A 22,322-nucleotide genomic window follows, 5' to 3' on the forward strand; every position below is an offset into this window, starting at 1 on the left:
ACGGCGGCGCCGAAAGCCCTAAGTTCAGGCTAAGTCGAAGCTGATATGATCGCGCGGGTGTCGCGGGTTGGGCGATACGACGCAGTTTCGCCGGGTGGAGCTCCGGCACGGATCGGGACGGATTGCCAGGCGATGCGCGTGCTCTTGGTCGAAGACGACAGGATGATCGGCGCCGCCGTCGTCGAGGCGCTGCGGGATGCCGCCTATGCCGTCGACTGGGTGCGCGACGGCGAACTTGCCATCGAGGCCAGCCGTAGCGAGACCTACGACATCGCGCTGCTCGATCTCGGACTGCCTTTGACCGATGGCCTCGACGTCCTCAAGGCGATCCGCGCCGGCTCGACGCGCCTTCCCGTGATCATTCTCACCGCGCGCGATGCGCTGAACGATCGCATCCAGGGGCTCGATCTCGGCGCCGACGACTACCTGGTCAAGCCGTTCGAGATCGCGGAATTGCTGGCGCGCATGCGGGCGGTGCTGCGGCGCGAGGGCAGCGGGGCGCCGCCGGTGCTGACCAACGGCGAGCTTCATCTCGACCCGGCGACGCGGGAAGCAGCCCTCGGTGGAGAAAGGGTCGTGCTCAGCGCGCGTGAATTCGCGCTGCTTCAGGCGCTCTTGAACCGGCCGGGAACGATCCTGTCCCGCGCCGAGCTCGAACGCCAGATCTATGGCTGGAGCGAGGAGGTCGAGAGCAACGCGGTCGAATTCCTGATCCACGCGGTGCGCAGAAAGCTCGGCGCGTCAGCGATCCGGAACGTGCGCGGCGTCGGATGGATGGTGGATCGTTCGAGATGATGGGATCGCTGCGCGGGCGCCTGTTCGTCGGACTCACGGCGATCATTCTGCTGACCGGCGCCGTCGGTGGAATCCTGGCGTACCGATGGGCCTACAGCGAAGCGATCGAGATGCAGGACTCGGTCCTGATCCAGATCGGCAGCTTCGCGCTGAGCGCGCCGATCCGGCAGAGCCGCCCGGTCACCGGTGTCGATGCGGATGCCGAGGTTGCCGTCGTCGAGCTGGGCGAGGCGCCGCGCGGCGCCACCGATGATCGCCGGCTGTGGGGTCTGACGGATGGGCTACACAATGACGTCTATCACGGACAGCCGGTCCGCGTGCTGCTCCGGACGCGGCCGGACGGCAGCCGCTTCGCAGTGACGCAGCAGACCGAGATCCGCACCGAGATCGCGGGCGACATGGCCGTGCGCACGCTGTTGCCGATCGCCGCGCTGGTGCCGTGCCTGCTGCTGATGACCGCCTTCGTGATCGCCCGATCGTTCCGGCCGATGTTGCGCCTCGCCGGCGATCTCGACGCGAGCAAGGTGGACGACATCGGCACGTTGCCCGCGACCGGCGCGCCCAGCGAACTCCAGCCGTTCCTTGGCTCCATCAACGGATTGCTCGGGCGGACCCGCGCTATGATGGACCAGCAACGGCGCTTCATCGCCGACGCGGCCCATGAACTTCGAACGCCGGTCACCGCGCTCAGCCTGCAAGCGGAAAATCTTGCGTCGCTCGACATGCCCGCGGAGACGCGCGACCGGCTCGATGCGTTGAAGAGCGGCATGCGGCGCACCAAGCACCTGCTCGAGCAACTTCTGGCGCTGGCGCGTCAGGACGCCGCGCCGTCCGTCGTGAGCGCGGCGGTGGACCTGGACCAGATCGCAAAGGGTGTGGTCGCCGATCTGCTGCCGGAGGCGGCGGCGCGCAACATCGATCTCGGCTTCACGACCGTCGAGGCGGTCGCCGTGAACGGTGATCCGATGTCCCTCGTCTCGGCAGTCCGGAACCTGGTCGAGAACGCGATCAAGTTCACGTCCAACGGCGGGGCCGTCGATCTCAGCGTCCATCGCGAGGACGGCATGGCGGTCATCCAGGTCGAAGATTCCGGGCCGGGCATTCCGCCGCAGGACCTGGCGCGGATAGGCGAGCCGTTCTTTCGCGGCGGCCAGCCGAGCGGCGAGGGGGCCGGGCTCGGGCTCTCGATCGTGAAGCGAATCGTCGATCGCGCCGAGGGTTCGATCCTGTTCGAGAATGTGACCGGCGCCGGACGCTCGGGCCTGCGCGTGATCGTCAAGCTGCCGGTGGCCGATCCGCAAGGCGAGGCGGCCGCCGCTCATCGCCACATCAGCCCGCCGCTCTGAGGCTCTGTCCCGCGGTGGGGCGAGCCCGGCGCATGCTCAGGGATCGCGACCGGGCCGCTTCCCTCAAGCGCCGCTTCCTTCAAGCATTGGGATCGTTCGCATTGGGATAGAATAGCTGCTGGCCGTTGATCTTGTAGCCGGCGATCGCGCTCTGTCCCTCCGGTGAAATCAGAAAGTCGATGAAGCGCTGGCCGGCTTCCTTCTTCACCGTGGGATGCTTGGCCGGATTGACCAGCATCACGCCGTACTGATTGAACAGCCGCTTGTCGCTTTCAACGAGGACTGCCAGGTCGCCGCGATTTTTGAACGCCAGCCATGTACCGCGGTCGGACAGCAAATAGGCGCTCGACGCCGAGGCCATGTTCAGCGCTGCACCCATGCCCTGGCCGATTTCCTTGTACCAGGAGCCGCGGTGGTTCACGAGATCGATGCCGGCTTCTTTCCAAAGCCTCAGCTCGGCAATATGGGTGCCGGAATGATCGCCACGGGAGACGAACGGCGCGGCTTTGGTCCTGATGGTTTGCAGCGCGGTGAGGACATCCTTGCCCTTAATGCCTGCGGGATCGTCCTTCGGACCGATGACGACGAAGTCGTTATACATCACCGGATAACGCTTCACACCGAAGCCCTCCGCAAGGAACTTCTCCTCAGCTGATCTGGCATGAACGAACACCACGTCGGCATCGCCGCGGCGCGCGGTGTCAAGCGCCTGACCGGTGCCTTGTGCCAGCACCTTCACCTCGATACCTGTCTTCTGCTTGACGATCGGCAGCAGGTAACCGAACAACCCGGAATCCTGGGTGGACGTCGTCGACGCCACGACAATCGTCTGATCTTCCGCCCAACCCGGATGCGTGAAGGTCTGCCCACCAAGTGCGGCAAGCGCGATGATTGCGAGGATACGAAGTGGGCCGAGGCAGCGCTTCATGCGGGCGATCTCCCTTTGAACGACAATATTGTTTGGGGCTTCAGCGGGCGGTCAAGATGCGTCCGATCAGGAAGCTCAATGCGCTCACGGTCATCGACAGGATGACGAGGATGATGCCAAGCGCAAGTGCAAGGCTTAGCTCTCCCTTGCTCGTCTCCAATGCGATGGCAGTGGTCATGGTGCGCGTATGCCCGCGCACATTGCCGCCGACGATGATGATCGCGCCGACCTCTGCGATCGCCCGGCCGAAAGCAGCGAGAAACGCGGTCAATAGCCCGTCGCGCCCGATAGCCATGAGCGTCGAGGTGGCACGCAAGCGCGAGGCACCGTCGACGAGAAGGGCATCGCCGTAACGAGCCCAGACATCGACCATCGTCCGGTGTACCAGGGCAATGACAATCGGAATGCCGAGAATGGTCTGCGCGATCACCATGGCGGTTGGCGTAAACAATATCCCCAGCGCCCCCAACGGCCCCGATCGGGACAGCAGCAGGTAAACGGCAAGTCCCACCACGACCGGCGGCAACCCCAGGAGCGCATTGACGGCGACGATCAACGCAACTCTGCCCCGGATCCGGTAGATCGCCAGCGCTGTGCCCATCGGCGCCCCGATTGCGAAGGCAAAGAGGCTCGCCGTCAGGCTGACGCCAAGCGACAGGCCGACGATCTGGCCTAGCTCCGGATCAAAACGGCCGATCAGGCTGACAGCCAGTTCAAGCGCTTGGGTGAAATCATTCATGGTCTCTTACTAAGCCGAACCTCGGCAAATAAGCAAAATTATCGGGGTCCGGGTGCGGCAGCCATCGCCGGCTCGCTCGGCGCCGCCGGCCTCACCATCGTCGAGGATGTCGACGGCGCCTACACCGACGGCCCGAACGGCCTCGACGGCAACAAGGCGCAGCTGTTGCGCGAGGCCAGCCTCGCGGACCTCGCCAAGCTGAAGGGCACGCTGCCGTTCGATCCCGCACTGCTCGAGGTGATGGTCAACGCCCGGTATATCGAGCGCGCGCAGGTCGTGAATGGCCTAGCTCCTGGCCGGCTCACCGCGGCGCTGCGCGGCCGGCATGTCGGCTCGATCATCGGCACCGGCGAGTGACCGGCGTAGCGCGTTTACACGAAATGCGCAGACATCTTCCGCGCGCCGCGCCCGGTCGGCGCGCGGAGCCATCTACGGCGAGGCCGGCCGATCGTTACCCGTTGGACTCCCCCGTGCCCCGGTTGCGATAATCCGAGCCGGTATCTCCCTTCGACTCCTGCTATGTTGTTCCATCGGCACGACCGACGGTCTCGGGGGCGGAGCAGCCGGTGCTGGCACAATCCGATTCGGTCCGGAATCAGGGTCGATCGGCAGCAGGGGGGTGAGATGACCGCTTGGCTCTCCGGAATGTTCAGCGACGGCAACTACTTGCCTCATGGACTGTGCCTGTTGTGGGAGCCCGCACTGGTCTGGCTCCATGTCGTCTCGGATGGCTTGATCGCCGCATCCTATTATTCGATCCCGGCGGCGCTGATGTACTTTGCATCGAAACGGCAGGACTTGCCGTTTCCGGGCGTGTTCGGTCTTTTCGCGGCCTTTATTATGGCCTGTGGCACGACCCATTTGCTCGGCGCGGTCACGCTCTGGCAGCCTCTCTACTGGGTTGACGGCGCAGTGAAGGGAGCGACCGCGCTGGTCTCGGTGCCGACCGCTGTCGCGCTCTGGTACCTGTTGCCGAGAGCGCTCGCGCTCCCAAGCCCCGCCCAGCTCGAAACCGCGAACCGCAACTTGCTGCGCGAGATCGAAGAGCACAGAAAGACCGAACTGCAGCTTCGCGAGGCGAACCTGCTGCTCGACGAGCGCGTGCGTGCGAGAACCGCTCTGCTGCAATCGATTCTCGACACCGTACCCGATGCCATGGTCGTCATCGATGCAAGCGGCATCATTGAGTCGTTCAGCTCCACCGCTGAACGTCTGTTCGGCTACGGGGCGGACGAAGTCTGCGGCCGCAACGTCGCGATGCTGATGCCGCCCTCCTACAGCGAAGAGCACGATCGATATATCGAACGTTACATTCGGACGCGTGAGCGGCGCATCATCGGCAATGTCCGGGAAGTGTCAGGCCAGCGGCGTGACGGAACCGTTTTTCCGATGGAGCTGTCGATCGGCGAGGTGTTGCACGCCGATCGGCAGCTTTTCACCGGCTTCATTCGCGATCTTTCGGAGCGCCGGAGAGCCAATGATCGTCTGCAGGAGTTGCAAACCGAGCTGATCCACGTCTCGCGCCTGTCCGAGATGGGCCAGATGGCGACGATGGTGGCGCACGAACTCAACCAACCGCTCACGGCAATCACCAACTACATGAATGGTGGCGTTCGGCTACTCGAAAGCGAGGGTGATCCTCGCGCGAGGCTGCGCGAGGCGATGGAGCGTTCGGCGGCGCAGGCTTTGCGTGCAGGCCGGATCATCAAGCGCCTTCGCGATTTCGTGTCGCGGGGTGAGATCGAACGGCGATTTGAACCCGTTTCCGCGCTGATCGCGGAGGCCGCCGAACTTGCCAGCCTCGGCATCCGGCAAAAGGACCTTCTCATCGAGGTTGACCATGTTGCGCCTGACGCGGCAATCCTGGCGGACAGGATCCAACTTCAGCAGGTGCTGTTCAATCTGCTGCGCAACGCCGCGGAGGCCGTGGCCGAGCAGGAGCAGCGGTCCGTTGCCATCAATGCCAGACTTGATGGGAGCGATGTCGTCATCAGCGTGATCGACAACGGTCCCGGCATTTCGCCTGAGGTTCAGGACAGGCTGTTTCAGCCCTTCGTGTCCACGAAGGAGAACGGCATGGGCGTGGGATTGTCGATCTGTCAGGCGATAATTGTCGCCCACGATGGTCGCATCTGGGCAGAAGCCAATCCGGCAGGCGGCACGATCTTTCGGATCGTTTTGCCCCGGGTCCAGGATACGGAGAAGACGTAGGCGGGCCGGCGACGGCTACTTGATCGTCGCGTGCACGGTGATGACCGAGGTGCCGGAAGCCTTCGGTCCCTGGCCGGTTGCCTTGATGGCAAACGTATCGTTGCCCTTGTACTTGGCCTTTGCCCGGTACTCGAAGGTCGACGCGTTGATCTTCTTCAATTTGCCATAGGCCGGCTTCTGCGAGATCGACGAATCCGTCACCGTGCCGCGGATCCCGATCGGGATCTGACAGCTTTCGCCTGAGGCGATGTCGATATCGCCGGTCGAATTCTCGCCCCAATCCGCCAATGTCGCCGACATCGAGCATTCCGGCACGGCTTGCGCCGCGGATGCCGGCATGACGCCTGATGCCGTCAAGATGAGCGCCAGGGCGGCGACCCCGGTCAACCGCGCCGTCAAGATATCCGTTCTCATGAAGGACTCACCGACTGAAGGTTTGCTTGCGCAAGAATCCTGCAACGCGGCAGCACGCTAGGCAAGGACTTCGGCCAATCTGTGTTGGCCGCAAGCGGACGTGCCGTCACTCTGCGCCGACACCTTGTTGCTCGCGAAGGGCATCCCCATAGTCATCCGACCGCGATCCGATCGGAACGGCGAGACAGGAAAGGGATGCCAATGGCTGAAGGCAATGACGGTCAGGCGAGCGCGCAGCAGGGCGGGTTTGCCGGGGTCTCGCGCAAGACCCTCGAGCGGCTTGCACTGCCCGGCGATAATCGCGAGCTTGTCGTTGCCGAGGTGACCTATCCGCCCGGCGGGGTGGCTCCGCTGCACCGCCATCCGGTCGGTGGTGTGGTCTTCATCGTCGAGGGCACCGCCGAGTCGGCCTATGGCGACGAGGCGCCACGAATATACCGGGCCGGCGAGACCTTGCAGGATCGCCCTGATCTTCCGCACACGCTGTTCCGAAATTGCGACCCGGAGCGGCCGCTGCGCTTCCTGACCATCTACGCGCTCGAACCCGGGCGTGCCTACACGATGGAGCTGTGAGATCAGGTAGTCGAAAGTAGAATGCTACCTTTGTTTGATGTGCGGCTTTACGGGTGCGCCAGCCAGCGCAGGCGGAACGGCCAAGAGCACGCAAACCGATTCCACCAGGAGCTCATGTGCACGGTCGACGATATCGTCCAACGAACTCGTCTTCGCGAACATGGCGTGGGCTTCCGCCAGCAACCGCTCACGCGTCGGGATGCTGGGCAGATGCAGGTCGGCACGATGCTGCAGCAGCACAAGCGCCTCCCGCACCGACAACCCGGTTTCGTGCACCGACGATCTGATCGCCTGCGCGATGTATTCGGGATTGAAGCGACCAGCGAGCTGCTCGGCGGTTCGCCTGATCACGCGCGATCCCAGGCGCTGCTCGTTGCGGAGAACCTGCGCAGGCGGCGCCTTCAACTCCCAGACGATGCCGAACCAGGACAACGCCACCAAGACATAATAGGTCGCATCAATCTCCCACCACCGGAAGCCCTGCCGCGCACTGCTTTGGTAGGCGTGATGATTGTTGTGCCAACCCTCGCCCATCGTAAACAGGGCGAGCAGCCAATTGTTGCGGGAGTCATCGCCCGTCACATAGCGCTTGCGTCCGTGAACATGCGCAAGGGAGTTGATGCAGAACGTCGCGTGATACAGCAGCACGGTGCTCCAGAAGAAACCGGCGACCAGCCCCGGCCATCCGGCGATGAGGAAGCACAGAATTGCGACCGCGATCGCCGGCAACACCTCCAATTTGTGCAGCCACATCAACTCCGGATACGCGGCAAAATCCGCAACCTTGGTCAGATCCGTCGCATCATGCTGTCGATAGAAGATCCATCCGAGATGACTGTACACGAAGCCCTTGTGCCGCGGTGAATGCACATCGTGCTCGGTGTCCGAATGAAGATGGTGGTGCCGGTGTTTCGCAGCCCACCAGAGCACGCTTTTCTGCGCGCTGCTTTGGGCGAGGAATGCAAGGATGAATTGGAACGTCCGGCTCGTCGAGTAAGCCCGATGCGAGAAATATCGATGATACCCGGCGGTGATCGCAAACATGCGCAGCCAATACAGGGCGACGCAGATTGCCATCGCCTGCCATGAGACGCCGGTCCAGATCGCCGCCAGACACCCTGCGTGCACCAGCAGAAACGGCAGCACCTGCGGGTACATGATGTCGTCGTGTTGCGGCTCTGGATCGATATAGGTGGACAAGCTCGTGACCTCGATTGCTGCAATGTGCCGGACGTCTCGCCGGCGGACGGTTCAAGTCGCTGTCTCGGCGGCCATTGCGCGTGGTGTGACAAAGAGAACCCCGCGCCGGTCGACCAGTCGCGGGGGCGCGAAATCTGAAACTCAGCTAGTAAATCCGTGGTCAAAGCGATATGGCGCAGATTACCGCAGCGCGCGAAGATTTTCCGCAGCGGATTTGCCAGTGCCGCGACTTGACCACAAATCGGGCACATTGGGCGGTTCGGGCTCCTGCGCTAGTCCTTCTTCGCCGTCAGCCCGTCGACCATCGCGCGCGTCAATGTCGCGATCTCGCTGCGCAGCTGGCCGATCGGCACGGCGATCAGCTTGTGCTCCAGCCCCAGCGCGACCATGCCGTGCACGGCGGAGAACAGGCTGCGCGCGGTGACGCCGAGCTGTGCCGGCGAGCGCTGCGGAAACAGTGCTGCGAGCGGCTTGTAGATGTGGCGGAACAATTCCATCTGCTCGGTGATCGCCCATTCCGGCACCGGCTTGCCGGGCTGCATGCGGTGCTCGAACAGCGCGCGCCACAGTTCGAGATTGTCGGCGGCGAAGTCGCAATAGGCGACCGCGATCCGCACCAGCATCTCGCGCGGCGCCGCCGCTCCGCCGATCTCGGCGAGCGACAATGACGCGTCCAGCCGGGCCAGCGTGCGCGAGCCGACCCGCAGGATCAGCTCGTCGACATCCTCGACCAGATTGTAGACGCCGCCATTGGCGACACCGATTTCCTGGGCCAATTCGCGGGTTTTCAGGCCGCCGAGACCTTTTGCCGCAATTGCCCGTTCCGCCGCCTCGATCAGCGCTTCGCGCAGTTTTGCCCGTCGTTCCAATGCTTTGGACATGTTTCACCCGTCGTTAACTGCAATTTTGAGCATCGCTCAAATAAATCTTGAGCGGTGCTCATTATGTGGTACAAAAGATTCATGAGCAATGCTCATAACAGGGAGCGATCAAATGTTCAAAACTGTTTTGACAATTTTCCGCGGCGGCGTGGCGGCAGCCGAGGAGGAACTGCAAGACCGGACCGCGCTGGTCGTCCTCGACCAGCAGATGCGCGATGCGGCCGCCGCGGTCGACCGCTCGAAGCGGACGCTGGCACTCGCGATCGCCGGCGACGCGCAGGAGGGCCGGCGGCTCGAGGCCACCAACGCCCGCATCGCCGATCTCGAGGTGCGCGCATCGGCGGCGCTCGAGGGCGGCCGGGAAGACCTCGCCCGCGAAGCCGCGCAGGCGATCGCCAACCTCGAGGCCGAACGCGATGCCGCGATGACCGCGCGCACGCTGTTCGCCACCGAGATCACCCGGCTGAAGCGCCACGTCGCCAATGCCGAGGCGCGCATTGCCGAGCTCGATCGCGGCCGGCGCCTCGCCCGTGCCTCCGAGGCGGTGCGTTCGCTGCGCCGGAGCGGCATCGAGGCGGCGCGTCCCTACGAATCGACGCTGCCGGAAGCCGAAGCGACGCTGAAGCGGCTGCGTGAGCGGCAGATCGAGATCCAGGCGGCCGATGACGCGCTGTTCGAGATCGACACCGCCTCCGGACCGGTCGTCATCGCCGAGAAGCTCGCGGAGCAGGGTTTTGGTCCGCGCATGAAATCGACTGCCGACGACGTGCTGGCGCGGCTGAAAGCCAAGCGCCCGCCCGCCGCCTGAACTTTCAAGCCAGCAACTGAACCGACTTCAAACCTCGCATCATCAAGGAGACGACCATGAACCAGACCATCCAACCCCACAGCAGCGGCTGGGTCACCTTCACCTACGTATCCTTCGCGGCCTCCGCCTTCCTCGTCGCTGTCGGCGTGTTCTTCCTGCCGATCGACCTCTGGATGAAGGGCTACCTCACGATGGGCATCGTGATGCTGGTGCAGACCTGCGTCACGCTGACCAAGACGATCCGCGACAATTACGAGAGCGGCAAGTTCGTCAACCGCATCGAGGACGCCAAGGCCGAGCGCCTGCTGATGGAAGTCTCCAAGGCGGGTTGAGCCTGAATGCGAAACGGCGGGTGTTTTCACCCGCCGCTTTCGCCGTCTCGTCTCCGGCGTTATTGCGAGGAGCGCGCGATAATCCGTCATCCTGAGGTGCGAGCGGAGCGAGCCTCGAAGGATGCACGGCCACCAGCGGGGCGTCGACCCTTCGAGACGCGCTACGCGCTCCTCCAGCGACAAAGGCGAAGCCTTTGCGCGGGGGTGACGGTGAAGGAGCTGCGCGCTGTCACCATGATGCATTCACCACCCCTTCCACCCAACATTGTTCCGTTTCCGGAAGGCCTTGTTTACCCTGCGGCGAACAGCGTCTGGTTGCGCTCATCGCTCCTTAACAGGGGCCAGTGCAGAGATCGCGCCCGAGGGACAGAGAAATGGCGTCCACCGACAATCCTACGCCGGCTTCGCGCGGCAGCTCGGGCCTTGCGAAGGTGCGCGCGGCCTTTGACGGCCTGCGCAGCCATGCTGGCTTCTGGCTGAAGGCGCTGTCGCAACCGACCATCGATCTCACCTTGCGCACCCAGGCCGGCCAGCGCACCCGGATCATTGAATCGCCGGGGCTGTCGCTGCCCAGGGATGAGCTCGACGCGCTGGTCGAGCAGCTGCGCATCGTCGCCGCCAAGACGCTGCCCAAGGAGAGCCTGACCTACGGCATCTTCTCCGGCGAGCCGGAGCGGCTGTCGCGCGCCGTCGTCACGTTGATCTCGGAAGAGGACACCGGGCGGCCGATCGCGTTCAATGCGCTGTCGGTGATGGACGTGCCGCTCGACGGCGAGCCGGCTGAAGTCACCCATCTCGGCCTCGTGATGGTCGATCCCGAGGTGCGCGGGCAGGGGCTGTCCTGGGTGCTCTACGGCCTGACCGCGCTGGTGCTGTTCGCCCGCGACGGGCTGCGGCCGAAATGGATCTCCAACGTCACCCAGGTGCCGGCGGTGGTCGGCATGGTCAGCGACACCTTCTCGGACGTGTTCCCGTCGCCGCTGCCGGGCGCCCGGCAGAGCTTTGCGCATCTGCAGCTTGCGCGCGGCATCATGGCAAAGCACCGCGCGGTGTTCGGCGTCGGCGAGGAGGCCGGTTTCGACGAGGCGCGCTCGGTGATCACCAACGCCTATACCGGCGGCTCGGATGCGCTGAAGAAGACCTTCGAGATCGCACCGAAGCATCGCAATGCCGTCTACAACGAATTCTGCGAACGCGAGCTGGACTACGGCCGCGGCGACGACGTGCTGCAGCTCGGCCGCGTCGATCTCGCCGGCGCGCGCCGCTATCTGATGAGCGAGGTGCCTTCGGGTTCGCTGCCGGCGCTGCTCGCGGCGTCCGCGATGCTGGCGTTGCAGCGGCTGGTGCTGCCGGTGGTGTACTGGATGGACGACAGCCGCGCCTTCGGCACCTTGCGGCCGCGCCGGCAGGACAGCGGGGCCGCGCGATGAATTTCGACTATTACTCCTTCACCGGCCGCAACATCGGCTTCATCGACGAGCACGAGCAGCAGCTGCTGCGCCAGGCGCGGGTGTTCGTCTGCGGCGTCGGCGGCATGGGAGGTGCGGCGTTCATGGCGTTGGCGCGCGCCGGCATCGGCAGGTTCGTGATCGCCGACATCGATCGCTTCGAGGTCTCCAACCTCAACCGCCAGGTGTTCGCCTTCGCCGACGAGGTCGGCCGCGAGAAGGCGGAAGTCGCCGCCGAAGCTGCGAAGCGCATCAATCCGACCATCGAGATCGAGGTGCTCGGCGAGAACTGGACCGGCGAGCTCGCCGGGATCGCCGAACGTTGCCCCGTCATCGTCAACGGCATGGACGACATCGCCGCCGGCGTGCATCTGTACCGGACCGCCCAGCGCGCCGATGCAACCGTGATCGACGCCTATATGTCGCCGCTGCCGTCGGTGATCGTGGTGCGCCCGCGCGATCCTCGGCCCGAACAGCGCCTCGGCTTTCCCACCCTCGGCAAGGACTGGACAGATATCACCGACGATGACCGCCGCGCCGCGATGCGCGCCGAGATCGAGCACGTGATGCTGCACTCGTCGTCGCGCAACTATGTCGACCTCGCGATCGCCGGCGAAGTGGCGGCCGGCCGCCGCAGCCGGATGTCGTTCGCGCCGATGGTGATCTCGACCGGCATGCTGATGGCCTATGAAGCGGTCGCGCTGATCCTCGGCCGCACCTCCGGCACCGATTGCCGCGGCTGGTTCCTCAACCCGCACCGGCCCGCGATCGAGAAGCCGCGCAATCCGCTGATCGCCGCCCTGATGCGCCCGCTGGTGCGGCGGGCCATCGATCAACTGACGGGCGCCGCATGACCTCGGGGGTGATCGCCGATTCCATCGTCAATCTCTGCGGCGCCATCGGCGTCGCGGTGGCGATGATGACGTTCTACCGGCGCGATCCAAGGAGTCCGCTGACCCGCCGTTTGCTGCTTGCGCTCGGCGTGATCGCGACCCTGTTCCTCGACCGCGGCCTTGCCTGGTGGAGCGGAAGCTTTGTGCTCGATCGCCTCTCGGTGATCCCGGCCGCGCTGATCCCGCTCGGCGCCCTGATCGTCACCGAGGGCATCCTGCGGCGGCACGCGCCGCGCCCGGTCAAGATCGCAGCGCTCGCGGGCGCCATCCTGCTCGGCCTCGGCGGCCTGTTCGGGCTGCAACGCTTTGCGATGCCCTATGCGATCGCGCTGGCGCTGTTCCAACTGCTGGGCTTTGCGACTTGCGCGCTGCTGCTGGCGACGCGTGACCGTTCCGCGCTGATGGCCTCGGAAAACCGCAGCATCGGCCGCATGGCGGTCGGCGCGCTGGTGGTGATCCCGTTCATCCTGACCGATTTCCGCACGCTGTTTCCCGACATTCCGGTCCGGCTCGGCGCGCTCGGGGCGCTGCTCACGGTGACCGTGATGCTGATCGCCGGCGGCGGCGCCGAGACCCGCCGGCACGGCCTTGCGATGATGGCGCTGCGGCTGATCTCGTCGGGCCTGCTCGGGCTCGCCGCCAGCTTCATGGCGCCTGATGTCGATGCCGCCCAGATGGTCCGGTTCGTCGCGGTCGCGATCGCCGGCGTCTTGACCATTGGCCTGATGACGGACGCGCTGCGGGCACTGTTCGAATCCCAGGAGCCGGGCGTGCTCAACTCGGTCGCGGCGTCGCCGGCGCAGACCCGGGAGCAGTTGATCGCCGAGCTGGCGCGGCATCCGATCTTCGAGAGCGCCCAGCGCTTCCGCGAAAGCGATCTTGCACTCTACGATCCGCCGCTGCTGCGCGACTTCCTCTCGGCGCGGCGTGTGCTGCGCCGCTCCGAGGCGCCGTGGGGATTGGCGGCGACGGACCCGGCCGCCGAGCGCATGGTCTCGCTGATCTCGGCCAACAACGCCTCCCACGTCATCGTGCTCGGCCATGATCCGCTCGACCTGATCGTGCTCGCCGTGCCGGTGACCGCGGCCGATCCCGCCACCGAAACCGCGCTGGCGCTGGTGCGGCGGCTGCTGGCGTTGACCCCGGAGGCCAAATGACAACAGAGATCCGGGAGGGCGACCGCAGGGCGGCGTTCGACGCCGCGCTCAATGCCTATGGCCCCGACAGTCTCTACGTGCCGCCGCTGTGGAGCGATTTCGACCGAATGTTCGACGCCGCGAAGAATCCGTTCATCACCGAAGGCCATGGCCGCTACGCGCTGTTTTCCGCGCATCGCGACGGAAAACCGGTCGGCCGCATCGCCGCCTCGATCCATGACGCCTCCAACCGCAAGCACGGCACCCGCCACGGTGCGTTCGGCTTCTTCGACTGCATCGACGACGGCGAGGTCGCCGATGCGCTGCTGCGCGCCGCCGAGCAATGGCTGTCGGCGCGTGGCATGAGCCGGATCGCCGGCAATTTCAATCTGACGGCAATGCAGCAGATCGGCGTCGTGACCGACGGCTTCGACCATGCGCCGTTCACCGACATGATGTGGTCGCCGCCGCACATCGCGCAGCATCTCGAACGCGCCGGCTACACGGCGACCTTCCCGATGACGACGTTCGAGATCGCGCTCGACGGCGGCAAGCCGGAGCAGCTGCTCGGCGACAAGCAGCGCGCGGTGCTGGCTGACAAAGACTTCGTCTGGCAGCCGATCAAGCGCTCCGCCTTCAAGGCGCGGCTGGAGGATGCGCGGCTGATCCTGAACGACGGCTTTGCCGACAATCCGATGTTCGTGCCGCCGACCGCAGCCGAATATCTGTTCCAGGCCGGCGACATGATGTGGATCATCGACAAGCGGATTTCGACCGTGGTCTATCACCGCGGCCGCCCTGCCGGCGCAATCATCGCGATCCCCGACCTCAATCCGCTGATCAAGGCGATCGGCGGCCGGATCGGGCTGACCGCACCGTTCAAATTCATGCAGCACCGCATGATGAACACGCGCGCGGTGCTGATCTATCAGTCGGTCTGCCGCGACCTGCACAATCGCGGCCTCAACGGCGCGATGCTGTACCGCACCGCGCTGGCGTTGCAGCAGGCCGGTTACCGCACGCTCGGCGGCACCTGGATCGCGGACATCAACGCGCCCTCGCTGCGCCAGGTCGAGAAGGCCGACGCCACGCCGCTGCACCGGCTGCATCTGTTCACCAAGCGGCTGGCCGCGGCATGAGCGAGCTGACGCCGGATCTGCTGCGTGAGCTGGTCGCGGAGGCGCGGCTGGCGCCGAGCGTCCACAACATCCAGCCGACCCGCTGGCGCCTGCTCGGCGACGGGCGGCTGGCGCTGGTCGACGCCACCGCGGTCCGCGCGCCGATCGCAGACCCCGCGGGGCATGATGTTCTGGTCTCGCACGGCGCGGCGCTGGAGGGCATGAGCCTCGCCCTCAACCGCCGCGGCCTCGCCATCACGGCCATGACCACCATCGAGCAGCCGCTGACGCCGAAATTTGCCGTGCTTTGCAGCTTTGCGGTTAGGCGAGGTGTCGCGCCCGATCCATTGGCCGGCCATGTGGCGCGCCGCATGTCGTGGCGCCGCAGATTCGCAGCGTCGCGGGACGATACCGCGCCGCTGGTGCAGCTTGCCGTCGCGCGTGACGATTTGGTCTGCATCTGTCATCGCCAGGCAATCACGGAGATCGCCGGCTGGGCCGACCAGGCCGAATTCTCCTTTGTGCACGGCGACGACTACCGGGCCGAGTTGCTCGAATGGATGCGGCTGTCGCCCGGCCATCCGCACTATCTGCTTGACGGGCTCAATCGCGACGCGCTCGCCATGGGCGCGGTCGAGGCCACCGCCGCCCGCTTCGTGCTCGGCAGCCTGTTCAGGCCGCTCGATCGTCTCGGCCTCGCCGCAGCGCTGCTCGCCGACCGCGCCAAAACCGCCTCGGCCTCGGCGATCGTCCTGTTCTGTCGTCCGGTCGGTGAGGATCCACTCACGACGGGGCGGCATTTCTATCGCAGCTGGCTCGAGATCGACCGCGCCGGGCTCGCGGCGTGCCCGATCTCGGCGCTGGCGGATCATCCTGACTTCAACGAGCGGCTGCGAAAGCTCGGCAAGGTTGGCGCCGACCTGCGCCTCGTCAACGTGTTCCGCGTCGGCCGACCCGCCGAACCGCTGAAACCGCGGCACTACCGGATGCCGGTGGATCGCTTGATTGTCTGATCGGTACCCCCTGTCAAAGCTTCACGCGGCCGTGCTAAGAGGCGGCCCGCAAACCAATGACCGGTGGGATGATGTCGAAGCAATCGTTGCGCGAGGAAGCGGAACGCCTGATCCGCGAAACCATGGAAAAACGGAACCTGGTCGTCAAGCAGGGGACCACCCGGATCGAGGCGGTCTGCGGCAAGTGCGGCGCGCCGAACCGGGTGCAGGCGGAAAAGGGTCAGACCCGCGTCAAGTTCACCTGCAAGAACTGCGACCACAAGCAGGAAACGCTGTAGGCGTTGCTGTCACGCGATCTTAAGCCCGTCATCCTGAGGTGCGAGCGGAGCGAGCCTCGAAGGATGCACGGCCCGGCCGGTGCCCGTCGATCCTTCGAGACGGCCGCTTTGCGGCCTCCTCAGGATGACGGTGATAGTGCATAGGGTGGGTTGGCTAACCCTCCGATTCCGCCTGTGCTGTGAATGCATGGTTCGCAAGCGAGACCAAACGTTCAGCGTCGTCCTGGCGAAAGCCAGGACCCATTACCCCAGTCGCTAGTTGTTGCGCGACGCTGGGGCTACGATCCCGCACACGATCAAATTCGGTGGTTATGGGTCCTGGCTTTCGCCAGGACGACGGGGTGGAGAGTGGATTGGCCGAGCGCAATCTACTTGCAGGCCTCGCACACCGTGGTGTGATCCGGCGCGACCCGGGCGGTGCTTCGCAGCGAGACGTTATGCCACCAGGCGTCCAGCGCGTGGCGATCGCAGGCGAGCTTCACGCTCATGCCGCCGGCGAACTTGATCCAGTCGGCAAAGCTTTGCCGTGACACCGCGATCACGACCGGAATATCGGCATCGAGCGCGCGCTCGATCAGGAAGCCGAGGCCCTTGCCGTCGCGCTCCCGCTTGCCGAAGCGGTTGATGATGACGAGATCGGCGCCGGCCGAAAGCGCGTCGGCGACGCGGATGCCGGCGTCCTGCAACCGCGACAGATCGAGCTTGCAGCCGGTGGCTCCTTTGCTGGGCGGCTGTGCCAGCAGCAGCGTCTCGCCGCTATGCACCAGCACCGCGGACAGGCTGGAATCCGCGCACTGGCCAGTCTGCACCATGCCGACCACGCGCGCGCCGTCCGCCTTCAGGCCGCCGGCGAAGTCGCGCAGGACGGCATCGGGATCGTCGTTGTCGTCATAGACCACGGCGGCAAGGTCGCATTGAGCGTCGAACATGATGGGTTCTGCTCGTTATGGAGGGAGAGGGGCGGCCGCGGCGCCAAGGGGTTCCAAGGTGTCGCAGCCGCATGTTTGTCGGATCAGGCCGGCGGGCCGTTGATGATCTGCAGCTGGGTGAATTCGGCGAGGCCTTCTTCGGCGAATTCGGTGCCGATGCCCGACTGCTTGGCGCCGCCGAACGGAATGTTCGGGGCCATGTCGAGGTGCTTGTTGATCCACACCGTGCCGGCCTCGATCCTGGTCGCGATCTCATGGGCGCGCTTGATGTCGGAAGACCACACCGACGCGCCGAGGCCGTAGGTGGTGGCGTTGGCGCGGCGGATCACGTCGTCCTTGTCGGAGTACTTGATGACAGGCAGCACCGGGCCGAACTGCTCCTCGTCGACCAGCTTGGAGCCTTCCTTGATGTCGCGCACGATGGTCGGCTCGATGAAGTAGCCGGGACGGTCCATCGCCGAGCCGCCGGCGATCACGTTGCCGTTCTTGCGGGCGTCGTCGAGGAACGCCTTCACCTTCTCGTACTGCATCTTGTTCTGCAGCGGCCCGAGTTTTGTTCCTTGCTTTGATCCGTCGTCGACGACGGTGTTCTTGGCAATGGCCACGAGTTCGTTGCAGATCTCGTCATAGACCGACTCGTGCACATAGAGCCGCTTGATGGCGAGGCAGACCTGGCCGGAGTTCTGGAACGCGCCTTCGAAGATGCCGGGCGCGACTTTCTTCGGATCGACGTCGTCGAGCACGATGCCGGCATCGTTGCCGCCGAGCTCGAGCGTGATCCGCTTCAGGGTCTGCGATGCGCTCGCCATCACCTTCTGGCCGGTCGCGGTCGAGCCGGTGAAGGAGATCTTGCGGATGTCGGGGTGCTTGGTCATGTGATCGCCGAGATCGTTGGCGTCGGTGATGAAGTTGAGCACGCCCTTCGGCAGGATGTCCTTGACCAGCTCGGCAAAGCGCAGTGAGGCCAGCGGCGTGGTCGGCGCCGGCTTCACCACCAGCGTGTTGCCGGCGAGCAGCGCCGAGGGTAGCTTGAAAGCCAGGATCAGCAGCGGGTAGTTCCAGGGAATGATGGCGCCGACCACGCCGAGCGGGCGGCGATAGGCCTCGACCTTGCGGTCGCCGGAATTCTCGATCACGCGCATCGGCAGGTCGAGCGAGCCGAGATAGCGGAAGAAGCCGGCCATGCCCAAGACCTCGCCGGTGGCGTCCGCGAGCGGCTTGCCTTGCTCGCTGGTCAGGATATGCGCGAGTTCATTGGTGTTGGCCTCGATCGCCTCGGCCATCTTGATGACGAGCTTGCGGCGCTCTTCTATCGGCGTTGCGGCCCAGGCCGGGTAGGCAGCCTTCGCGGCGGCGACGGCCTGATCGAGCTGGTCCTTGGAGGCGCGCGGACATTGTGCCACCACCTCTTCGGTCGCCGGATTGAGCACCGGCATCGTGCTGTCACCGGGTACCATCTTGCCGTCGATGAGAAGACTGTAATCATTCATAGGCTTTGCTCTCCCTGGTCAAACGGGCCCTTCGCGGACCTCGCTATATTCATATGTATATCACGAATGCTGCAAGGAAGCCACGGCCATCCATGGCCCCGCCCTGCGGGGCAGAACCGGGCGATTTCTCCGGAAAATGGCAAAAGAAAATGCGGCTGACGTCCACGGTGAGTTATTCGCGGTTGCCGGCCCAGCGTCAACGGGACGGGCGCGAGCTTCAATACATTCTAACGCCGCGGGCGACTGCGCCGGATCGGCCGCCGCTATATTTCAGGGCTGGACGCTGCGTGTCGCAGCGATATATTAGTTGGTATATAACGATGATCCGGAGTGCCGGTATGCAGATCGAAACCCAGGAGCTCACCACCTGCGAAGTCGCGCCTGACGGCTGCGCGATTTCGCTGGGCTTCGTGGACGGCAAGGGTGAACCCGCGACCATCCGGCTGTCGATCAACCAGGTCGGCGCGCTGGTCATGACCTTGCCCGGGCTGATCAGCAAGGCATTGCAGACCCGCTTCGGCGATCAGACCTTGCGCTACGCCTATCCGCTGGATTCATGGGTGATCGAGCAGTCGACCGATCCGGCCCAGGGCATGATGACGCTGAAGACCTCGGACGGTTTCAGCGTCTGCTTCTCGATCCCGCGCGCCCAGCAGAGCGAGCTCGGCGAAGCGCTGGTGGCGCCGCGGGTGACGCCGGTCCGCGTGCGGGCGAATTAATCCGGATGCGGTGATATCCATCCATCGTCATTCCGGGGCGCGCGCAGCGCGAGCCCGGAATCCATTAGGCCGCAGGCTTTGTGGCGCCGATGGATTCCGGGCTCAGCCCTTCGGGCTGACCCGGAATGACGAGAGCGTTTTATTTCCCCCTCACGAACGCGGCGAACGCATCGCCGTAATCCTTGTGCCAGCGCGACAGCGGCGGGCGGTTCTCGACGATGTCGCCGGCGGCCCACAGGATGCGGCGTTCGTCGAGCGCGCGCGGCACGTCGTTGTCGGGGCAGAGGATATAGAAATCGCCGGCTTCGAGCCGCTCGATCATGAAGTCGACGGTCTGTTCCGCGGTCCAGGCGCCAGCCGGCTTCTCGGTGCGGCCGCGCGCGGTCAGCCCGGTGAAGACGAAGCCCGGGATCAACAGATGCGCCATCAACTTGCAGCCGTCGGTGTTGCGCAGCTCGTGCTGCAGCGCCTCGGTGAACGCCTTCACGCCGGCCTTGGAGACATTGTAGGCGGGATCGCCCGGCGGCGTCGTGATGCCCTGCTTGGAGCCGGTGTTGATGATCAGCCCCGGCCGGCCGCGCTTGATCATGTTGGGGACGAAGGCCTGGGTGCCGTTGATCACGCCCCACAGATTGACGCCAAGGATGCGCCGCCAATTGTCCGCGGGTCCGAACATCGCGCTGCCGGGCTGGATGCCGGCATTGTTCATCAGGACGTCGGTGCCGCCAAATTTCTTCGTGACGACGGCCTCGATGTTCGCGATTTCGTCAGCGCGGCTGACGTCGACGGCCGCGGTCATGATATCGGCCGCGCCGCCCGGCGCCGCAGATGACAGTTTTGCCGCAGCCGCCTTCAGCCTGTCATCGCCGAGATCGGCGATGCAGACCTTCATGCCGGCCTGCGCAAACCGCGCTGCGGCAGCAAGCCCGATGCCGGATGCGCCTCCGGTTATCACGGCAACATGATTGGCTGATATCACGGGGTGGGGCATCGGTCGTCTCCGGACACATATGTGGCTGAGGTTAGCATAGCGTTTTCAAGCGAAGTGGTTCCCGGTTCGCGCGACGAAAACGCGTCAAACAAGAGAACCCTTACCTAGCATATCGCGCGCACGACGCAGGCGCATGGGAGGTTTTCATGCGCGCCGCCCTCGACAACGCCGGCTCCGCTTTACGGTTTCGCGCCTGCGCTGTAGAATCGTCGATATAACGCCTCCAAAAGACCTCAGCCGACAATTTGACAGGGAGTGCAAACATGGCTGTTTCGCAGGCTATTCCGATCACGCGCCATCCTTATGCCGACGGCTCCTACAAGCAGATGCTGATCGACGGCAAATGGGTCGACGCCGCCTCCGGCAAGAAGTTCGAAACCCACAATCCCGCCACCGGTGAATTGCTCGCGACCGTCGCCGAGGGCGATGCCGAGGATATCAACCGTGCGGTTGCCGCGGCGCGCCGCGCCTTCGAAGGGCCGTGGAGCAAGGTGAAGCCGTTCGAGCGGCAGAACATGCTGCTCAAGCTCGCCGAACTGGTCGAAGCCAATTTCGAGGAATTGTCCCAGCTCGACACGCTCGACATGGGCGCGCCGATCAGCCGCACCCGCGGCAACCGGCTCCGCTCGCTCGGCATGCTGCGCTATTACGCAGGGCAGGCCACCGCGATCCACGGCGAGACCATCGAGAACTCGCTGCCCGGCGAGATCTTCTCCTATACGCTGAAGGAGCCGATCGGCGTGGTCGGCGCCATCATCCCCTGGAACGGACCGCTCACCGCCTCGATCTGGAAGATCGGTCCGGCGATCGCGACCGGTTGCACCGTGGTGCTCAAGCCGGCCGAGGAATCGCCGCTGACCTCGCTGCGCATCGGCGAGTTGTGCATGGAAGCCGGCATTCCGCCCGGCGTCGTCAACGTCGTGCCGGGCTATGGCGAGACCGCGGGTGCCGCGCTGGCCTCGCATCCCGATGTCGACAAGGTCGCCTTCACCGGCTCGCACGTGACGGGGCAGTCGATCATCCGCGCCTCGGCCGGCAACCTCAAGCGCGTCTCGCTCGAGCTTGGCGGCAAGTCGCCGGACATCGTGTTCGCCGACGCCGATCTCGACGCGGCGGTGCCGGGTGCTGCGATGGCGGTATTCGCCAATTCCGGCCAGATCTGCAGCGCCGGCACCCGGCTGTTCGTCGAGCAGAAGGTCTATGACGAATTCGTCGGCCGCGTCGCCGAGTTCGGCAAGAAGCTGCAGGTCGGCAACGGCCTCGATCCCAACACCCAGATCGGTCCGCTGGTGTCGCAGCAGCAGATGGACCGCGTCTCCGGCTATCTCGACATCGGCCAGAAGGAAGGCGCCAAGGCGCTGGCCGGCGGCGGCCGCCTCACCGAGGGCGCGCTGTCGAAGGGCTATTTCGTGCAGCCGACGGTGTTTGCCAATGTGCAGGACAACATGCGCATTGCGCAGGAGGAGATCTTCGGCCCGGTGATCTCGGCGATCTCGTTCAAGGATCCGGACGAGCTGATCAAGCGCGCCAACGCCACCACCTTCGGCCTCGGCTCCGGTGTCTGGACCACCAATGTCAGCAAGGCGCACCAGGTGGCAAAGGCGCTGCGCGCCGGCTCGGTCTGGGTCAATTGCTACCAGGCGATGGATCCGGCGGTGCCGTTCGGCGGCTACAAGATGAGCGGCTACGGCCGCGAGTCCGGCAAGCAGCACGTCGAGGAATATCTCAACGTCAAGGCAGTCTGGATCAAGACGGGCTAGCGTCGCGAAGCAACTGCGCTCCCTCTCCTGCCTGCGGACAGTGCAATCGCATATGGCGTCTGCGGAGATAGTCCGCAGGCTCCCTTCGCCTCTCCCGCTTGCGGGGGAGGCCGACGCGCGCAGCGCGGCGGGTGGGGGCTCTCTCCACGGCATGACTCGCGGAGAGAGGCCCCCCCCCCCCCCCCCCCCCCCCCCCGGGGGGGGGGGCGGCCCCCCGATCCAACCCGACTCCTAATCCAAATCCCCTGCCCCCCGGGGGGAAGGGCGCCTTTTGGGTTTTTTTGTAATATTAGAATTATACCCCTGTTTTTCCCACCACT

General features: G+C 65.0%; 22 protein-coding genes and 1 pseudogene. 15 read left to right on the forward strand and 8 right to left on the reverse strand.

What is annotated here, in order from left to right; all coding sequences use genetic code 11:
- Positions 1–132 precede the first annotated feature (132 nt).
- Both CK489_RS12310 and CK489_RS12315 read left to right on the forward strand, forming a co-directional pair.
- A complete protein-coding gene (locus CK489_RS12310) occupies positions 133–795 on the forward strand; it encodes a response regulator transcription factor (RefSeq protein WP_095732501.1) in 663 nt (220 codons plus the stop codon).
- Positions 792–2,141, forward strand: a complete 1,350-nt coding sequence (locus CK489_RS12315) for an ATP-binding protein (protein ID WP_158226433.1) — start codon at positions 792–794, stop codon at positions 2,139–2,141. Before CK489_RS12310 ends, CK489_RS12315 begins: the two co-directional genes overlap by 4 nt.
- Before the next feature lie 79 nt (positions 2,142–2,220).
- Here the strand turns inward: CK489_RS12315 and CK489_RS12320 are convergent, their stop codons facing one another.
- Together CK489_RS12320 and CK489_RS12325 are read right to left on the reverse strand one after the other, a co-directional pair.
- Positions 2,221–3,069: an ABC transporter substrate-binding protein gene (locus CK489_RS12320; protein WP_095732503.1), complete on the reverse strand. Its 849-nt coding sequence runs from the start codon at positions 3,067–3,069 to the stop codon at positions 2,221–2,223.
- Between the two features lie 40 nt (positions 3,070–3,109).
- A complete protein-coding gene (locus CK489_RS12325) occupies positions 3,110–3,808 on the reverse strand; it encodes an ABC transporter permease (protein WP_095732504.1) in 699 nt (232 codons plus the stop codon).
- A 66-nt stretch (positions 3,809–3,874) separates the two neighbouring features.
- On the opposite strand from CK489_RS12325, the pseudogene CK489_RS12330 reads away from it, so the two are divergent.
- Together CK489_RS12330 and CK489_RS12335 are read left to right on the forward strand one after the other, a co-directional pair.
- Positions 3,875–4,165: pseudogene (locus CK489_RS12330) on the forward strand (molybdenum storage protein subunit alpha); the annotation flags it as partial.
- A 267-nt stretch (positions 4,166–4,432) separates the two neighbouring features.
- The gene (locus tag CK489_RS12335) at positions 4,433–6,019 is read left to right on the forward strand and encodes a sensor histidine kinase (protein ID WP_245350338.1); all 1,587 of its coding nucleotides are present in this window, start codon (positions 4,433–4,435) and stop codon (positions 6,017–6,019) included.
- A 15-nt stretch (positions 6,020–6,034) separates the two neighbouring features.
- Here the strand turns inward: CK489_RS12335 and CK489_RS12340 are convergent, their stop codons facing one another.
- Positions 6,035–6,433: a hypothetical protein gene (locus tag CK489_RS12340; protein WP_245350339.1), complete on the reverse strand. Its 399-nt coding sequence runs from the start codon at positions 6,431–6,433 to the stop codon at positions 6,035–6,037.
- Positions 6,434–6,634: 201 nt separating this feature from the next.
- Here CK489_RS12340 and CK489_RS12345 point away from each other — a divergent pair, with 201 nt between their 5' ends.
- Positions 6,635–7,006: a cupin domain-containing protein gene (locus CK489_RS12345; protein WP_095732505.1), complete on the forward strand. Its 372-nt coding sequence runs from the start codon at positions 6,635–6,637 to the stop codon at positions 7,004–7,006.
- 24 nt (positions 7,007–7,030) lie between these two features.
- On the opposite strand, the gene CK489_RS12350 is transcribed toward CK489_RS12345, so the two are convergent.
- Together CK489_RS12350 and CK489_RS12355 are read right to left on the reverse strand one after the other, a co-directional pair.
- Positions 7,031–8,164, reverse strand: a complete 1,134-nt coding sequence (locus CK489_RS12350) for an acyl-CoA desaturase (RefSeq protein WP_050628557.1) — start codon at positions 8,162–8,164, stop codon at positions 7,031–7,033.
- A gap of 314 nt (positions 8,165–8,478) precedes the next feature.
- Positions 8,479–9,087: a TetR/AcrR family transcriptional regulator gene (locus tag CK489_RS12355; RefSeq protein WP_095732506.1), complete on the reverse strand. Its 609-nt coding sequence runs from the start codon at positions 9,085–9,087 to the stop codon at positions 8,479–8,481.
- Between the two features lie 112 nt (positions 9,088–9,199).
- On the opposite strand from CK489_RS12355, the gene CK489_RS12360 reads away from it, so the two are divergent.
- The 8 genes from CK489_RS12360 to CK489_RS12395 all read left to right on the forward strand — a co-directional run bounded on the left by CK489_RS12360 (position 9,200) and on the right by CK489_RS12395 (position 16,113).
- The gene (locus CK489_RS12360) at positions 9,200–9,895 is read left to right on the forward strand and encodes a PspA/IM30 family protein (protein ID WP_050628468.1); all 696 of its coding nucleotides are present in this window, start codon (positions 9,200–9,202) and stop codon (positions 9,893–9,895) included.
- 56 nt (positions 9,896–9,951) lie between these two features.
- Positions 9,952–10,227: a YiaA/YiaB family inner membrane protein gene (locus CK489_RS12365; RefSeq protein WP_050628469.1), complete on the forward strand. Its 276-nt coding sequence runs from the start codon at positions 9,952–9,954 to the stop codon at positions 10,225–10,227.
- A gap of 374 nt (positions 10,228–10,601) precedes the next feature.
- On the forward strand, positions 10,602–11,657 hold the full coding sequence (locus tag CK489_RS12370; protein WP_198960913.1) for a GNAT family N-acetyltransferase: 1,056 nt from the start codon (positions 10,602–10,604) through the stop codon (positions 11,655–11,657).
- Positions 11,654–12,529, forward strand: coding sequence for a HesA/MoeB/ThiF family protein (locus tag CK489_RS12375; RefSeq protein ID WP_050628471.1), 876 nt, complete (start codon positions 11,654–11,656; stop codon positions 12,527–12,529). Before CK489_RS12370 ends, CK489_RS12375 begins: the two co-directional genes overlap by 4 nt.
- The gene (locus CK489_RS12380; protein WP_050628472.1) at positions 12,526–13,725 is read left to right on the forward strand and encodes a hypothetical protein; all 1,200 of its coding nucleotides are present in this window, start codon (positions 12,526–12,528) and stop codon (positions 13,723–13,725) included. Before CK489_RS12375 ends, CK489_RS12380 begins: the two co-directional genes overlap by 4 nt.
- A complete protein-coding gene (locus CK489_RS12385; protein WP_095732507.1) occupies positions 13,722–14,843 on the forward strand; it encodes a GNAT family N-acetyltransferase in 1,122 nt (373 codons plus the stop codon). Before CK489_RS12380 ends, CK489_RS12385 begins: the two co-directional genes overlap by 4 nt.
- Positions 14,840–15,835, forward strand: a complete 996-nt coding sequence (locus CK489_RS12390; RefSeq protein WP_095732508.1) for a nitroreductase family protein — start codon at positions 14,840–14,842, stop codon at positions 15,833–15,835. The genes CK489_RS12385 and CK489_RS12390 overlap by 4 nt, the downstream gene beginning before the upstream one ends.
- 71 nt (positions 15,836–15,906) lie before the next feature.
- Positions 15,907–16,113, forward strand: coding sequence for a hypothetical protein (locus CK489_RS12395; RefSeq protein ID WP_050628558.1), 207 nt, complete (start codon positions 15,907–15,909; stop codon positions 16,111–16,113).
- A 368-nt stretch (positions 16,114–16,481) separates the two neighbouring features.
- Here the strand turns inward: CK489_RS12395 and CK489_RS12400 are convergent, their stop codons facing one another.
- Both CK489_RS12400 and CK489_RS12405 read right to left on the reverse strand, forming a co-directional pair.
- A complete protein-coding gene (locus tag CK489_RS12400) occupies positions 16,482–17,042 on the reverse strand; it encodes a DUF2478 domain-containing protein (protein WP_198960914.1) in 561 nt (186 codons plus the stop codon).
- Between the two features lie 83 nt (positions 17,043–17,125).
- Positions 17,126–18,532 carry an aldehyde dehydrogenase family protein gene (locus CK489_RS12405; protein ID WP_095732509.1) on the reverse strand — a complete coding sequence of 469 codons (1,407 nt, stop codon included), beginning with the start codon at positions 18,530–18,532 and terminating at the stop codon, positions 17,126–17,128.
- Between the two features lie 338 nt (positions 18,533–18,870).
- Between CK489_RS12405 and CK489_RS12410 the strand changes: the two genes are divergently transcribed.
- On the forward strand, positions 18,871–19,251 hold the full coding sequence (locus CK489_RS12410) for a hypothetical protein (protein ID WP_050628559.1): 381 nt from the start codon (positions 18,871–18,873) through the stop codon (positions 19,249–19,251).
- 139 nt (positions 19,252–19,390) lie between these two features.
- Here CK489_RS12410 and CK489_RS12415 read toward each other — a convergent pair whose 3' ends face one another.
- Positions 19,391–20,242, reverse strand: coding sequence for an SDR family NAD(P)-dependent oxidoreductase (locus tag CK489_RS12415; protein ID WP_095732510.1), 852 nt, complete (start codon positions 20,240–20,242; stop codon positions 19,391–19,393).
- Positions 20,243–20,505: 263 nt separating this feature from the next.
- Between CK489_RS12415 and CK489_RS12420 the strand changes: the two genes are divergently transcribed.
- Positions 20,506–22,002, forward strand: coding sequence for an aldehyde dehydrogenase family protein (locus CK489_RS12420; protein ID WP_095732511.1), 1,497 nt, complete (start codon positions 20,506–20,508; stop codon positions 22,000–22,002).
- Positions 22,003–22,322 lie beyond the last annotated feature (320 nt).

Source organism: Bradyrhizobium sp. UFLA03-84 (assembly GCF_002289535.1).
Taxonomy (GTDB): Bacteria; Pseudomonadota; Alphaproteobacteria; order Rhizobiales; family Xanthobacteraceae; genus Bradyrhizobium; species Bradyrhizobium viridifuturi.

Bases quoted from the DNA above. Each gene is read 5' to 3' on its own strand.
- CK489_RS12310 (WP_095732501.1), top strand. From the start codon at position 133: ATGCGCGTGCTCTTGGTCGAAGACGACAGGATGATCGGCGCCGCCGTC.
- CK489_RS12315 (WP_158226433.1), top strand. From the start codon at position 792: ATGATGGGATCGCTGCGCGGGCGCCTGTTCGTCGGACTCACGGCGATC.
- CK489_RS12320 (WP_095732503.1), bottom strand. From the start codon at position 3,069: ATGAAGCGCTGCCTCGGCCCACTTCGTATCCTCGCAATCATCGCGCTT.
- CK489_RS12325 (WP_095732504.1), bottom strand. From the start codon at position 3,808: ATGAATGATTTCACCCAAGCGCTTGAACTGGCTGTCAGCCTGATCGGC.
- CK489_RS12335 (WP_245350338.1), top strand. From the start codon at position 4,433: ATGACCGCTTGGCTCTCCGGAATGTTCAGCGACGGCAACTACTTGCCT.
- CK489_RS12340 (WP_245350339.1), bottom strand. From the start codon at position 6,433: ATGAGAACGGATATCTTGACGGCGCGGTTGACCGGGGTCGCCGCCCTG.
- CK489_RS12345 (WP_095732505.1), top strand. From the start codon at position 6,635: ATGGCTGAAGGCAATGACGGTCAGGCGAGCGCGCAGCAGGGCGGGTTT.
- CK489_RS12350 (WP_050628557.1), bottom strand. From the start codon at position 8,164: ATGTACCCGCAGGTGCTGCCGTTTCTGCTGGTGCACGCAGGGTGTCTG.
- CK489_RS12355 (WP_095732506.1), bottom strand. From the start codon at position 9,087: ATGTCCAAAGCATTGGAACGACGGGCAAAACTGCGCGAAGCGCTGATC.
- CK489_RS12360 (WP_050628468.1), top strand. From the start codon at position 9,200: ATGTTCAAAACTGTTTTGACAATTTTCCGCGGCGGCGTGGCGGCAGCC.
- CK489_RS12365 (WP_050628469.1), top strand. From the start codon at position 9,952: ATGAACCAGACCATCCAACCCCACAGCAGCGGCTGGGTCACCTTCACC.
- CK489_RS12370 (WP_198960913.1), top strand. From the start codon at position 10,602: ATGGCGTCCACCGACAATCCTACGCCGGCTTCGCGCGGCAGCTCGGGC.
- CK489_RS12375 (WP_050628471.1), top strand. From the start codon at position 11,654: ATGAATTTCGACTATTACTCCTTCACCGGCCGCAACATCGGCTTCATC.
- CK489_RS12380 (WP_050628472.1), top strand. From the start codon at position 12,526: ATGACCTCGGGGGTGATCGCCGATTCCATCGTCAATCTCTGCGGCGCC.
- CK489_RS12385 (WP_095732507.1), top strand. From the start codon at position 13,722: ATGACAACAGAGATCCGGGAGGGCGACCGCAGGGCGGCGTTCGACGCC.
- CK489_RS12390 (WP_095732508.1), top strand. From the start codon at position 14,840: ATGAGCGAGCTGACGCCGGATCTGCTGCGTGAGCTGGTCGCGGAGGCG.
- CK489_RS12395 (WP_050628558.1), top strand. From the start codon at position 15,907: ATGTCGAAGCAATCGTTGCGCGAGGAAGCGGAACGCCTGATCCGCGAA.
- CK489_RS12400 (WP_198960914.1), bottom strand. From the start codon at position 17,042: ATGTTCGACGCTCAATGCGACCTTGCCGCCGTGGTCTATGACGACAAC.
- CK489_RS12405 (WP_095732509.1), bottom strand. From the start codon at position 18,532: ATGAATGATTACAGTCTTCTCATCGACGGCAAGATGGTACCCGGTGAC.
- CK489_RS12410 (WP_050628559.1), top strand. From the start codon at position 18,871: ATGCAGATCGAAACCCAGGAGCTCACCACCTGCGAAGTCGCGCCTGAC.
- CK489_RS12415 (WP_095732510.1), bottom strand. From the start codon at position 20,242: ATGCCCCACCCCGTGATATCAGCCAATCATGTTGCCGTGATAACCGGA.
- CK489_RS12420 (WP_095732511.1), top strand. From the start codon at position 20,506: ATGGCTGTTTCGCAGGCTATTCCGATCACGCGCCATCCTTATGCCGAC.